Source organism: Conyzicola sp., assembly GCF_046714715.1.
Taxonomy (GTDB): domain Bacteria; phylum Actinomycetota; class Actinomycetes; order Actinomycetales; family Microbacteriaceae; genus Conyzicola.
On record NZ_JBKKAD010000127.1, the window covers coordinates 1 to 12,653 of the forward strand.

Below are 12,653 nucleotides of genomic sequence, written 5' to 3' on the forward strand. Positions count from 1 at the left end.
GCAGAGCGGAACGGTTCGTGATGATCTCGGTCACCGTGAGCTGGCCGACGATGGAACGCACCGAACCGCTCAAAACCTCTTCGGTGGATGTCTCGATCTGGTCCTGCTGGTTGAGGAACCGTTGGGCGGCGGCGCGCACCATCGACTCCGATCCGCCGACCTTGACGACAGCGACGGCGTTCACCTTGATGGTGATGGCGTCTTTGGTCTGGGCGGTTGCCTGCACGTTCAGCTGGCGGCTGCGCAGGCTGAGCTTGAAGTGCGCCTCGACGATCGGCATCACGAAGACGCGCGAGCCGAAGACGACGCGCTGGCCGCCGTTCTCGTCTTCGGCGTCACCCTGCTTCTTGACGGTCTTCTGGCGCGAGGTGACGATGATCGCCTCGTCGGGCTTGGCGACCTTGATGCCGCGCAGGAACGTGAATAGAACGATGAGAACGACGATGACGATGGCGGCGACGATGCCACCGGTCACGATCGCATCCGCGGGCAGGGGGGTTTCCATGTGAGCTCTCCTGGGGGGTCGTGGTGCCCTCTCAGTATGTCGGAGAGTGTGGAATTCTGCTCAGGTGTTTGTGGGGCGAACGCGACGCGCGAGTCGGTCGCCGATGACGCCGGCCGGGAAGAGCAGCAGCAGCGCCCACAGCCCGACGGCGGGGATCACGAGCACGATGACGAGCGCGACCACCATCGCAAGGGTCCCGGCGAGGGAGCCGTGCAGCGTGAGGGTTCCGCGCACCTCGGGGTCCTGCAGCGCGGGGTTCCTGATCGCGATCCACTGGATCACCGTCGTGGAGGCGGAAGCGACGCACATCGTGCCGACGTACAGCGCCGACGTGAGCGGATGGCCGGCACCCGAGAACGACACCAGTTCGGTCGGGAACGGCAGGAACGCGATGCTCGCCATCCAGACGAAGTTCGCCGAGACCAGCGGCACCGTGTATCCCACGAGACGGTTGAACAGGGCGTGGTGGATGAGCCAGAACCGGCAGATCACCGCGAAGCTGAGAGCGAACGCGAACAGCTGGCTGCCGTGGTCGGCGACGAGCGCACCCACGCCGTCGGACCGGATGTCGGCGGCGGTGTCGACCAGCGGCAGGATCAGCAGCGTGGCCGCGATCGCGACGACGGCGTCGCTGAGGTTGACGAGCCGGTCGAATCCGCGTTGGGCTTCCATCGACCGATTATGGCCCAGGTGCTACATTCGTGGCGTGGCCGAGCAATGGATCGCTTTCCACCGTCCGAGCGACGGGGAACTCACGGGATACCTCTCACCGGTGGGAGACGGCGTCTTCGTGCCGCTCAACCTGATCGGCCACCCCCTCGGCGACCCGGGCACCCGCGTGCACGCCGAGTCGGTGCTCGCCGACCGGGGCCTGACGTCGCTGGCCAACTACTGGTGGGTGCTGTCACCCCGCCCGTTCCCCGCAGGGGGTATCGACCTGCGCGACCCGCAGCCCGGGTGGGAGTGGCGCCGCGTCGTGATCGTCGATCTCGATCAGAACGCGTGCGTCGTGCGGCCGGCTCTGCCGTTCGACGAGGAGGAGACGGCCACGGTCACGATCTCGCTGCCGGCCGACGACATCCTGCGGGTCGGCCCGCCGCACACGCACTAGGCGAACGAAAAATCAGGCGGCCTCGAGGTCGGCGATCACGAGTTTCGTCATGCCCATCATCACCTGCATCGCGCGGGCCGCACGCTCCGGGTCTGGTCCGCCGATCAGGCTTCCCAACACCGACGGCACGATCTGCCACGACAGGCCCCAGCGATCCTTGAGCCAGCCGCACTGGTCGGGGCGCCCGCCGTTCGCGATCAGCGCGTCCCAGTGGCGGTCGATCTCATCCTGGGTGTCCACCTGCACGAAGAACGAGATGGCCTCGGTGAACGGCTTTCCCGGCCCGGCGTTCAGCGCCTGCACCTCGAGCCCGTCGATCTCGAAGGTCACCGACATCGCTGTACCGGCCGGCATCGGGCCGCCCTCGGGATACCGGTTCACCGAGATGATGCGGCTATCGGGGAAGAGGGAGACATAGAACTCCGCGGCCTCCTCGGCCTGGGAGTCGAACCAGAGAAACGGGTTGATCGACACGATGACCTCACTCTCGTCGGCGCGGGTCGACGTCGACCCGGTCGTCATCGTAGCCACCCCGGGTCCGCCCGCGGAAGACGCCCGCCGCCGATGCGAGACTGGTGCTATGGCTAGAATCCGAGACCGCGACGAGCCCCAGCCGACCGCCCAGCAGCTTGTCCCCTACCTCAAAGAGCGCATCTACGTCAGCTTCATCGGCCTCGCCGTGTTGCTCGCGCTGAGCGTGCACGGCGAGGAGACTGGGGCGCTCACGGCGGTCACCTCACTCGTCATCGCGGCGGTGGGCGCCGGTCTCGCGGGACTCATCTCGGAGATCGTCGCGCACCTCGCGGTGAAAGGCAGTCTTCCGGATGCCACGGAGCTGCGTTTCCTCGTACGCGTCTCCTCCGGCGCCCTCGCCACGGTCGTCGTCCCGGTCGTCATCCTGCTGCTGGCGGCCGCGGGCGTGCTGTCCGTGCCGCTCGCCCTCGCCAGCGCGGTGTGGGTGATGGCGATCACGCTCGGCGCCATCGGGTACATCGCGGTGTTCCGCGCGAACCTCGCCTGGTGGAAGAAACTCGCCGTGTTCGTCGGCCTCGTGCTGTTCGGCCTTGTCGTCGTGGGAGTGCAGCTACTGGCCCACGGCTGAGCCGCCGCGGCTCCGCCGTTCGCAGTAGACGTAGAAGGCCGCGTAGGCGACGAGCGATAGCGCGATACCGACGGCGAACGCGGGCCCGGCCGGCCTGTCCCACGTGAGATCGCCGGCCGCGAAGACGAGCGCGCCCGCGATGAAGACGAGGCTCACGAGCTGGGCCTGGAAGATCGACCGGAACGCGCTCCACCGCGGGTCGACCAGCAGCCACACGTTGACCATTCCCGGGAGGGTGAGGATGGCGCCGACCACGCGGCCGGTGAGCGGGGTGAGCGGCCACGCCCACACGTCGAGGAACGCGGTGGGGGCGACGAACAGCGCGACACCGGCCGCGAACGCGACGACGCCCACCAGGGCGATGGCGATGCGCGCCGCCCGTGGGATCGCGTAGTCGCGCGGCTCGGGCGTCGCCGGGTCGGCGCGCCAGTTGAGCGCGGCCGCTACGAGCACGAGCACCGGCGTCGTGAGGTAGAGCGTCACCCAGGTGAAGAACGAGATGTGGCCGAAGTGGAACCTGTCCCAGTGCAGGAAGGTCGCGACGGCCAGCAGCGACGCGAACACGACTACCGCGGGGAAGCCGTACTTCACCCGGTGCCATCGTTCGGTGCGCAGCACGTGGACGAAGAACACGATGCCCCCCGCGTAGGCGCTGCCGAGGAACATGGCCGTGAGCGCCGGCTGGATGGTCCAGGCGAACGTCACGTCGGTGGCGTTCGGCAGGAGGTAGAGCAACACCACCGCGGCGCCCAGAAACGGCACGATGACCGCGGCCAGCACCCGGGTGAACCGTCGCACCCGGTCCGACGCGGTGCCCGGCGTGCTCATGCGAGCGCCTCGGAGACGGCGTCGAGGATGGAGAGTTCGCGGCCGGCGACGCGGGCGATCGAGAACCGTCCGGCGGCCGGCGACGCGAGGATCTGCTCGACGAGAGCGCCGTGGAAGGCGAACGCCGCCGCGTTGTAGATGCCCGCCTCCTCCCGCAGCCGGTCGGCCGCCCCGAGCAGCCGGCCTGCCCGTTCGATCTGCCCGTCGGTGGCGGCGACCGCGACGAGACCCTCGAGACCGTAGGCGACCCCCTCGTCGTGGCCGAGGCGTGCGGAGATACCCAGTGTCTGCTCGAAGTCGTGGTGGGCCGGCTCCATCTCGCCGAGCAGCAGCCGCGCCCAGCCGAGGTGGTGCAGAGCGATGGTCTCGCCGAGATCGTCGTTCTCGGCGCGCGCGATGGCGAGACTCTCCTCGAAACGGTTGAGGGCGCCGCGCACCTTGTTCTGCAGCAGCGCGACCCGGCCGAGGCTCACGAGGGCCATCGACTCCCCCCAGACGTCGTGCGACTCGCGGAAGAGCGACAGGCTGGTTTCGAGCTGCTCGTTCGCGGCATCCGGGTCTGGCGTGCCCGAGGCGAGCAGTGACAGCGCGATCGAGACGCGGGCCAGGGCCTCGCCGGCCGGGTCGCCCTGCGCGCGGAACAGCCGGGCACTCTCGCCGAGGCCCGCGGCCACCGTGTCATCCGGCTCCTGCCAGAAGACGATGGCCTTCGTGAAATAGAGCGCGATCGCCCTGGCGCGGTCGGTGAGCGGCGCACCCGAGGAGAGCACGCGGTCCATCCAGCCGCGCACCTCGCCCAGCAGCCCGCCGATCCACCAGTAGATGTAGAGCGTCCACGCGAATTCGGCCGCGCGGTCCAGCTCGCCGCGGTCGATGAGGTAGCGCACCGCCGAACGCACGTTGTTGCGGTCGTCGCCCAGCCGGGCCACGAGCTCGCGCTGCCGCCTGCCCTCGAGATCGAGTTCCATCGCCCGGCCGGACTCGACGTAGAAGTCCGCGTGCCTCGCGAGCGACTGCTCGAGCACGCCGTCGCTCTCGAGCTGTTCGAGCGCGTACTCCCGCACCGTGGCGAGCACGGTGAAGTACGACCGTTCTCCCCTGTCCTGCTCGCGCACGAGAGAGTTGTCGACGAGCACGCCGAGGCTCGCCAGCGGATCGGCCACGCGGTCGGCCGCGACGTACTCCGCCGCCTCCAGGTAGAAGCCGCCCTCGAACACGCCGAGCGTGGCGAGCAGGCGCTTTTCGTCGTCGGCGAGCAGCTCAGTGCTCCACTCGATCGTGCCGCGAAGCGTCTGCTGGCGGGCGGGCAGGTCGCGCATCCCGCCGACCAGCAGCGGCAGCCGACGGTCGAGCCGCTCGAGCATCACGGCGGGCGACAGCACGCGGATGCGCGCGGCGGCGAGCTCGATCGCGAGCGGCACACCGTCGAGCGCCACGCAGATGCGGGCGACCGCCTCGACGTTCGCCTCCGACAGCTCGAAGTCGGGTTTCACGGCGTGCACCCGCTCCACGAACAGGGCCACCGACGGCACGAGAGCCACCTCGGCGGGATCGAGCCGCCGGGACACCTGCGGAAGCGTGAGCGGCCCGACCTCGAAGCTGCGCTCGGCCGAGAGCCGCACGAGCGTGCGGCTGGTGAGCAGCAGCGTGAGACCCGGGGCCGACGCGAGCAGCGAGCCGACAGTGGTCGCGGCGGCCAGCACCTGCTCGAAGTTGTCGAGCACGAGCAGCAGGCGCCGGTTGCGCACGGCCGTCTCGAGTTTCTCGGCCAGCGGGGCGTCGCCCGTGTCCCGCACGCCCAGGGCCGCCGCGATGGCGTTCACCACCAGCTCCGGGTCGTGCACGGGCGCGAGGTCGACGAAGACCACTCCCCCGGGAAACTGCTCGGCGACGCGGTCGGCCGCCTCGATCGCGAGACGGCTCTTGCCGATACCGCCGGGGCCGGTGAGGGTGACCAGCCGGTTTTGCGGCTGCCGCAGCATCCGCACGATCTCGACAACGTCGTTCTCGCGACCGATGAGCGGGGTGAGTGGATGCGGCAGCGAACGCCACTGCGGAACCGGTTCGTCGGGCGGCGAAGGCACGGACGGAACACCGGTGGGGTCGCGACTCTGGTCGAACCGTTCGGCGAGCAGCGTCGCGAGGTCGGCCTCGATGAGCGTCTGGAGCTCGCGCGGCGTGCTGAAGTACTTGAACGACGCGGTGTCGTCGGAGCGCACCCGGTCGAGCAGGTCGGCGAGCCGGGGTTCGCGGTTGTCGGCCGGCTCCTTGATGTAGATGAGTTTGGGCAGCGCGGGGGCGAGCAGGTATTCGTCTTCGAGGCCCGAGACCGACTCTCCGGGCGCGACCCAGCCGTAACGCTCCCAGTAGAGGCCGACGAACACGTCGCTCTGCTCGAGGTAGGCGCGGTAGAGATCGCGCGGGGCGTGCGGCCTGGCCCCGAGCTCGAACATCACGGGGGCGAGGTGCAGGCGCTCGGCGGCAGCGCGCGCCGACTTGCGCTCCGTCGCGAGTTCTTTCAGGGTGCTGCTGACGAAGATTCTGAGTCGTTGGTCGGGTGTGCGAATGGTGCGAGGCATTCGTTCCATGCTGGGAAGTCTGGGCCCGGGCGGGCACCCGTGTCTAGACACTCGAGTGTCGACCGCGCTGCGAGTAGGAATGACGCATGATCTCCACCGAGCAGCACCGCCGTCCCATCGTGCTCCTCGCACTCGAGTCGCCGGGCGAGGTCGCGACCGAACTCGAGCGGCGGTTCGGCGCGGACTACCGCATCGTCGTGTCCAGCGGTGTCGAGGATGCCGTGGGCCGGGTGCTCGACGCGAAGCGCGTCGGCGACGAGATCGCCCTGGTGCTCGGCGACACCGACGACCCGCGGCTCTACGTGGAGACGCGCCGCAGCCACCCGGACACCCGTCGCGGATTCGTGCTCGAGTGGGGCGCGTGGTCCACGCAGCAGACCTCGTCGGCGGTGCTGTCGTTGATGGCCGCGAACCACATCGACTACTACGTCGTGAGCCCGCGGGTCTCGCCCGACGAGTCGTTCCACCGCGGGATCACCGATTTCCTGCGCGACTACCAGCGGGCGACGGCCAGCGACGTGCTCGACGTCACGATGACGAGCGGCAGCGTCGAGCTGGCCCGCCGGCACGGCCTGTCGACCGAGCTTCCCGAGTCGGGCGTCGACGTCGCGATCGTCGGCGCGGGACCCGCCGGTCTCGCCGCGGCGGTGTACGCCGCGAGCGAGGGACTCGACACCCTGGTGATCGAACGGCACGCGGTGGGCGGCCAGGCCGGTTCGTCGTCGCTCATCCGCAACTACCTCGGCTTCTCGCGCGGGGTCTCGGGCGCGGAACTCGCGGAGCGGGCCTACCAGCAGGCGTGGGTCTTCGGCGCCCGGTTCGCGGTGACGCGCGAGGCCGTCGGCGCGACCACGGCCGACGGCGGGTTCGTGCTCGAGGTCGCTCCTGGCGAACTCGTGACGGCCGGCGCCGTGGTGCTCGCCGCCGGCGTCTCGTACCGCAGGCTCGCGCTGCCGCAGCTCGCCGGGTTCCTCGGCACGTCGGTGTTCTACGGGGTCTCGGCCGCGGAGGCCCGCGCGCAGTCGGGCCGTATCGTCTACGTCGTGGGCGGCGGCAACTCGGCCGGGCAGGCGGCGCTGCACCTCGCGCGGTACGCCGCGTCGGTCTCGCTCGTGGTGCGCGGCGCCGGCCTCGCCGACAGCATGTCGCGGTACCTGATCGACGAACTCGCGGCGGCGGGCGTCGGAATCGTCGCCGAGGCCAAGGTGGTGGGCGGCTCGGGTGCTACGACGTTGGAGAGCATCACACTGCGCGACCGCGTCACCGGCCGCGAGTCGCACGTGCGCTGCGACGCCCTGTTCATCACGATCGGCGCCGCCCCGCACACCGACTGGCTGCCGCCCGAGGTGCTGCGCGACCGCTGGGGCTACGTGCTCACCGGGGCGGACATCGTCGCGGAGGGCGGACGGCGGGCGTGGCCGCACGAGCGCGATCCCGGGGCGCTCGAGACCTCGCTGCCCGGCCTATTCGCGGTGGGCGACGTGCGGCGCGGCTCGGTCAAGCGGGTCGCGTCGGCGGTCGGCGAGGGCTCCGTCGTGGTGAGCGCAGTACACCAGCACCTGGCGGCGACCCGTGCGCCCCTCTAGCCGCTCGGGCACTGCTCCCGTGTCACTCCCGCGCGAACCGTCGCACGAACGCCCGCACGAGGGCGGCGGGTTCCGTAACGTCGGAGCCGCGGATCAGCTCGACGACGTCGCCGTAGGCGTCGGGGGCGAAGTAGCCGTTGTCGCGGTAGATGCGGATGCGCGTGAGCATCGAGGCGAGCGAGAGCTCGGGGTGGAACTGGGTGGCGTAGACGTTGTCGCCGATGCGGAACGCCTGCACGGGGCAGCGTTCGCCGCTCGCCAGCAGCACGGCGCCCTGGGGCAGTAGCGCGCACGCCTCCTTGTGCCCGACGAAGGCGTCGAAGTCACCGTCGAGGCCGCCGAACAGCTGGTCGGCCTCGCCGTCGGCGGTGAGCGAGACGCGGGTGGGGCCGGCCGTCTCGGGGAAGCTGTCGTCGACGACCCCGCCGAGGTGGCTCGTGAGCAGGCCGATGCCGTAGCAGGCGCCGAAGAAGGGGTAGTCGCGCTCGATGATCTCGTCGATGAGCGTTCCGAGCTCGCGCTCGACGCGCGACTGCACGGCGGTCTTCGTGGCGGGCGCGTCGCTGGCGTTGAAGGGGCTGCCACCCACGATGACGCCGGAGTAGTCGTCGAGGTCGATTGCCGGCAGCGGCGTCGCCTCGAGCCGCAGCCGCTGGAGCTCGCTCGGGTCGAGCCCTCCCGCCTCGAGGAACCCGCGGTACTCGTCGTCCGCGGCTTCGTCGTCGTCACGGGTGGCGAGCAGCAGGAACGGTTTCACTTCTTCATGCTATTCGGGCGGGCCGGCCGGCACCGCAGTGTGTCTGCGTGTGACCGTCAACGACCGCGCAGCTGCGGGAACTGGTCGTCGCGCCACTCGCCGTGCAGGCGTTCCCCGGCCGCCGCCGCCGCGTTCTCGCGGTCGCGCAGCTCCACCCGCCGGATCTTCCCCGAGGTCGTCTTGGGCAGTTCGAAGAACTCGAGGCGGCGCACGCGCATAAACGGCGGCAGCGACACCCGGGCGTGACGCAACACCTCGAGGGCCGTCTCCTCGGTCGGGTCCCAGCCGGCGGCAAGCACGACGTAGGCCTTCGTGATGTTGAGTCGCGTGTCATCCGGGGCCGGAACGACGGCCGCCTCGGCGACCGCCGGGTGTTCTATGAGGGCGCTCTCCACCTCGAACGGGCTGACTTTGTAGTCGCTCGACTTGAAGATGTCGTCGGTGCGTCCGATGAACGTGATGTAGCCGTTCTCGTCGCGGCTGGCGACGTCACCGGTGTGGAAGTATCCGTCGCGCACCACGTCGGCGCTGCGCCGCGGATCGCCGAAGTAGCCGGCCATGAGGTTCACCGCGGGGGTCGACAGGTCGAGGCAGATCTCGCCCTCGTCGGCCGGCCCACCCGTGAGCGGGTCGACCAGCACGACGGTGACACCGGGCAGCGGCAGCCCCATCGAGCCCGCTTTCAGCGCCGATCCGGGCGCGTTGGCGACGATCGCGGTGGTCTCGGTCTGTCCGTACCCGTCGCGGATGACGAGCCCCCACGCCCGCTGCACCTGGCTGATGACCTCGGGGTTGAGCGGCTCGCCGGCCGACAGGGTCTCGCGCAGGCTCGACGGCCGCTCGCCGAGCGCCGACTGGATCAGCATGCGCCACACCGTCGGCGGGGCACAGAACGTCGTGACCTTCGCGCGGTCGAGCTGCGCGCGCAGGGCGGCCGGGTCGAATCTGCCGTAGTTGTAGACGAACACGGTGGCCTCGGCTATCCACGGGGCGAAGAAGCAGCTCCAGGCGTGCTTGCCCCAGCCGGGCGAGCTGATGGCGAGGTGCACGTCGCCCTTCCGCACGCCGAGCCAGTAGGTGGTCGTGAGGTGCCCCACGGGATACGACGACTGCGTGTGCACGACCATCTTGGGCTTGCTGGTCGTTCCCGAGGTGAAGTAGATGATGGATGCATCGGAGGTGTCGACCACGACGCTGGGCTTGTCGTGGCTCGCGTTCTGCGAGTCGCTGAAGCTCGTCCAGCCGGCCGCCTCACCGACGACGACCCGCGTGTACTCCCCCGCCACCCCGTCGAACTTGCCCGCGTCGTCGGCGTTCACGATCACGTGCCGCACGCCGGCCCGGTCGACCCGGTCGGCGAGATCGGCCGTTCCGAGCACCGTCGATGTGGGCAGGATCACCGCGCCGAGCTTCATGATCGCGAGCATCGACTCCCAGAGCTCCACCTGATTGCCGAGCATCAGCATCACGTGGTCCCCGCGCTCGACGCCGAGGGAGGCGAACCAATTCGCCACCTGGTCGCTACGGGCGGCCATCTCGGCGAAGGTCACGTTGCGCTCGCTGCCGTCCTCCTCGACGATCCAGAGCGCGACGGCGTCGTTGCCCTCCGCGATCACGTCGAACCAGTCGACGGCCCAGTTGAAGTGGTCGCCCACGTCGGGCCACTCGAACTCCGCCGCCGCCGTGGCCCCGTCGGTTCGCAGGTCGAGCAACTGGTCGCGCGCGGCGCGGAAGGCGGTGGTGGCGGTGGTGGCGGTGCTGGTCATCTCTCCATCATCGCCCCCTTCGGGACTTTCTGCCCTGCCGCGCGCGCGGGCAGCGAGCTAGCCTCGACCTAACAGCGTCGTTACGTCCCAGCCCCGCACGACCATCAGGCGAAACGAGCGACCATGATCACCCCAGCCACCCACCTCTGGCACAGCCACACCGTGTCCGGTGACCGCTGGCTGGTGCTCAAGGCCGAGTACTCGCGCCGCTGCGCTCCGCGGCTGGGCCGCGAACTGGTCGCGCGCAACGCGGTGCTGCGGGCGCAGGCCGCGGAGGCGGCCGAGATGCCCGCCGCCGACTCGCACCTTCCCCACAACTGAGCAAGGGCTGCCCGGTTACTCCACCTTCGTCGTCAGGTCGTCCGCGTCATCCGCAATCGGACGGTTCGTACCGAGCATGCGCCGGATAGCCCAGGTGAGCACCCACAACACCACCCCGATCGCCAGCAGCACCCCCGCGATCTGGTACTGCTCGACGGGCCGGCCCGACGACCACGGCAGCACGAGGTAGGCGCACGCGAGCGCGCCGACGACCGGCAGCACGCGCCCGGCGTGGAAGTGCTTGTGATCCACGCTGTCGCGACGCAGAACCAGAACCGTGCCGTTCACCACGGTGAAGACGGTCAACAACAGCAGCGAGGTCGTACCGCCGAGCAGCGCGACGACCGAGCCCTCGGTGTCGAGCGACACGTAGGTGATGAGCCCGAGCGCGATGACGGTCGTCACCAGGATCGACACCCAGGGCGTCTGCCTGCCCGGGTGCACGCGGCCGAGCGCCGAGGGAACCACGCCGTGCCTGCTCATGCCGTAGAGCAGCCGGCTCGCCATCATCATGTTGATGAGCGCGCTGTTGGCCACGGCGAACATGGAGATGAACGGGATGAGGTCGGAGATCGGGAAGCCCGGCGCCGCCGTCTGCACGACCGTGACGAGCGGGGTCTCGTTGCCGGCGAGTTCGCCGATGGGCACGATCGCCACCGCGCAGATCGAGACGAGCACGTAGATCACCGCGGTGATGCCGAGGCCGGTGAGCATGATCCGCGGGAAGATGCGGCTGGGGTCTTTCGTCTCCTCCGCCATGTTCACCGAGTCCTCGAAGCCCACCATCGCGAAGAAGGCGAGCGAGGTGGCCGTGCTGACCGCGAGCAGCACGCCCTTGTCTTCGGGGGTGTCGAAGGCCACCACGCGCGAGAAGTCGGCGTTGCCGCCGGCGATCGCCCAGAAGCCGATGAGGATGACGAAGAGAAGTCCGGATAACTCGACGAGGGTGAGCACCACGTTGAGCATCACGCTCTCGGTGACGCCGCGGAAGTTGACGAGCATCACGAGCAGGATGAACGACACCGCGATGAGCAGCACCGTGCCCACACCGACGTCCAGCCCGAAGCCCGCCACCAGGTTGACCGCGAAGGCGCGGGATGCCGCGGACGCCGAGGTGATGCCCGACGACATCACCACGAAGCAGACGATGAAGCTGAAGAACTGGATGCCGAACGCCTTGTGCACGTAGAGTGCGGCGCCCGCGGCCTGCGGGTACTTCGTGACGAGCTCGAGGTAGGAGAACGCCGTGACGGTGGCGACGGCGAAGGCGACGAGGAAGGGCAGCCACGCCGCTCCCCCTACCTCGGCGGCAACCTGCCCGGTGAGGGCGTAGATGCCGGTGCCGAGGATGTCCCCGACGATGAAGAGCAGCAGCAGCTTCGGGCCGATAGCCCGCTTGAGCTCGGTGGGCTTCTCTGCCGGTTGTACCTGCGTAGAACTCATGGCGACTCCCGCGACATCGAGGGCTAGGGGCTAGTTGCCCTCGATGATGCTCCTAGGCGCTGGAATGGGCAAGAGGCGCGCTGCGTTGCGCGAGCTGCGCGGGAGCGGAGCGCTGCACCCAGAGCACGGTCATCACGGCCAGCGAGACGACGGCCAGGCACATGATCTGGCTCGCGAGCAGCAGCGCGTGCGTCGTGGCCAGCGAGGTGTCGAGAGCGAGAGTGGCGGCGAAGGCGATCGACGCGACGATCAGCACCCCGCCGACGACGGCACCCAGCACGAGCAGCGTGCGCGTTCCGGAGTCGCTGCGCACGGGCGGCGCACCCCGGTCGGGAAGCACGAGGTGGGCGAGCGCCATCACCCCGGTGACGAGCAGCAGGCCGGCGACGACGTCGCTCGAGCGGTGCCAGCCGAAGGCGAGCAGCTGCACGACCACCACGCCGAGCACGACGGAGGCGGCGAGCGCCGCGATCGTGCGGGGCCTCGACGGCAGCACGATCAGCAGCGCGAAGAGCACCGACGCGTAGGCGACGGTGTGCCCGCTCGGCAGGGTGTTGGCGGAGACGTCGCCGACGAAGTCGGGGCGGGCGAGCAGACCGTTCTTGAGCAGTTGCGACAGCACCGTGCTCACGAGCACCACCCCGACGGCGCGAGC

Annotated in this window: 13 protein-coding genes; 4 read left to right on the forward strand and 9 right to left on the reverse strand. The window is 69.7% G+C overall.

The annotated features are described in order from the left end of the window. Together ACLQ6X_RS09530 and ACLQ6X_RS09535 are read right to left on the reverse strand one after the other, a co-directional pair. Positions 1–505: SPFH domain-containing protein (locus tag ACLQ6X_RS09530; RefSeq protein ID WP_411699932.1), on the reverse strand; the 505-nt coding region annotated here is incomplete at its 3' end. A gap of 60 nt (positions 506–565) precedes the next feature. Next, a complete protein-coding gene (locus tag ACLQ6X_RS09535) occupies positions 566–1,177 on the reverse strand; it encodes a TMEM175 family protein (protein ID WP_411699933.1) in 612 nt (203 codons plus the stop codon). A gap of 34 nt (positions 1,178–1,211) precedes the next feature. On the opposite strand from ACLQ6X_RS09535, the gene ACLQ6X_RS09540 reads away from it, so the two are divergent. Continuing rightward, entirely contained in the window at positions 1,212–1,616 is a 405-nt protein-coding gene (locus ACLQ6X_RS09540) for a hypothetical protein (RefSeq protein ID WP_411699934.1), read from the forward strand. Between the two features lie 12 nt (positions 1,617–1,628). Here ACLQ6X_RS09540 and ACLQ6X_RS09545 read toward each other — a convergent pair whose 3' ends face one another. Beyond that, a complete protein-coding gene (locus tag ACLQ6X_RS09545) occupies positions 1,629–2,138 on the reverse strand; it encodes a VOC family protein (RefSeq protein ID WP_411699935.1) in 510 nt (169 codons plus the stop codon). Between the two features lie 58 nt (positions 2,139–2,196). Between ACLQ6X_RS09545 and ACLQ6X_RS09550 the strand changes: the two genes are divergently transcribed. Beyond that, positions 2,197–2,718 carry a hypothetical protein gene (locus ACLQ6X_RS09550; RefSeq protein ID WP_411699936.1) on the forward strand — a complete coding sequence of 174 codons (522 nt, stop codon included), beginning with the start codon at positions 2,197–2,199 and terminating at the stop codon, positions 2,716–2,718. Here ACLQ6X_RS09550 and ACLQ6X_RS09555 read toward each other — a convergent pair. Further along, positions 2,701–3,546: a hypothetical protein gene (locus ACLQ6X_RS09555; protein ID WP_411699937.1), complete on the reverse strand. Its 846-nt coding sequence runs from the start codon at positions 3,544–3,546 to the stop codon at positions 2,701–2,703. The genes ACLQ6X_RS09550 and ACLQ6X_RS09555 overlap by 18 nt on opposite strands. Beyond that, positions 3,543–6,125: an ATP-binding protein gene (locus tag ACLQ6X_RS09560; RefSeq protein ID WP_411699938.1), complete on the reverse strand. Its 2,583-nt coding sequence runs from the start codon at positions 6,123–6,125 to the stop codon at positions 3,543–3,545. The genes ACLQ6X_RS09555 and ACLQ6X_RS09560 overlap by 4 nt, the downstream gene beginning before the upstream one ends. An 86-nt stretch (positions 6,126–6,211) precedes the next feature. Between ACLQ6X_RS09560 and ACLQ6X_RS09565 the strand changes: the two genes are divergently transcribed. Continuing rightward, positions 6,212–7,711 carry an FAD-dependent oxidoreductase gene (locus tag ACLQ6X_RS09565; protein WP_411699939.1) on the forward strand — a complete coding sequence of 500 codons (1,500 nt, stop codon included), beginning with the start codon at positions 6,212–6,214 and terminating at the stop codon, positions 7,709–7,711. A 22-nt stretch (positions 7,712–7,733) separates the two neighbouring features. Here ACLQ6X_RS09565 and ACLQ6X_RS09570 read toward each other — a convergent pair whose 3' ends face one another. Next, positions 7,734–8,468 carry a glutamine amidotransferase gene (locus ACLQ6X_RS09570; protein ID WP_411699940.1) on the reverse strand — a complete coding sequence of 245 codons (735 nt, stop codon included), beginning with the start codon at positions 8,466–8,468 and terminating at the stop codon, positions 7,734–7,736. Positions 8,469–8,524: 56 nt separating this feature from the next. Continuing rightward, positions 8,525–10,234 carry an AMP-binding protein gene (locus tag ACLQ6X_RS09575; protein WP_411699941.1) on the reverse strand — a complete coding sequence of 570 codons (1,710 nt, stop codon included), beginning with the start codon at positions 10,232–10,234 and terminating at the stop codon, positions 8,525–8,527. Positions 10,235–10,357: 123 nt separating this feature from the next. Between ACLQ6X_RS09575 and ACLQ6X_RS09580 the strand changes: the two genes are divergently transcribed. Further along, complete coding sequence (locus ACLQ6X_RS09580) at positions 10,358–10,555, forward strand: hypothetical protein (RefSeq protein ID WP_411699942.1); 198 nt, start codon at positions 10,358–10,360, stop codon at positions 10,553–10,555. 15 nt (positions 10,556–10,570) lie between these two features. Here the strand turns inward: ACLQ6X_RS09580 and ACLQ6X_RS09585 are convergent, their stop codons facing one another. Both ACLQ6X_RS09585 and ACLQ6X_RS09590 read right to left on the reverse strand, forming a co-directional pair. After that, on the reverse strand, positions 10,571–11,998 hold the full coding sequence (locus tag ACLQ6X_RS09585; RefSeq protein WP_411699943.1) for an APC family permease: 1,428 nt from the start codon (positions 11,996–11,998) through the stop codon (positions 10,571–10,573). Positions 11,999–12,050: 52 nt separating this feature from the next. Beyond that, positions 12,051–12,653 (reverse strand): phosphatase PAP2 family protein (locus tag ACLQ6X_RS09590; RefSeq protein WP_411699944.1); only part of this gene is annotated, 603 nt, incomplete at its 5' end.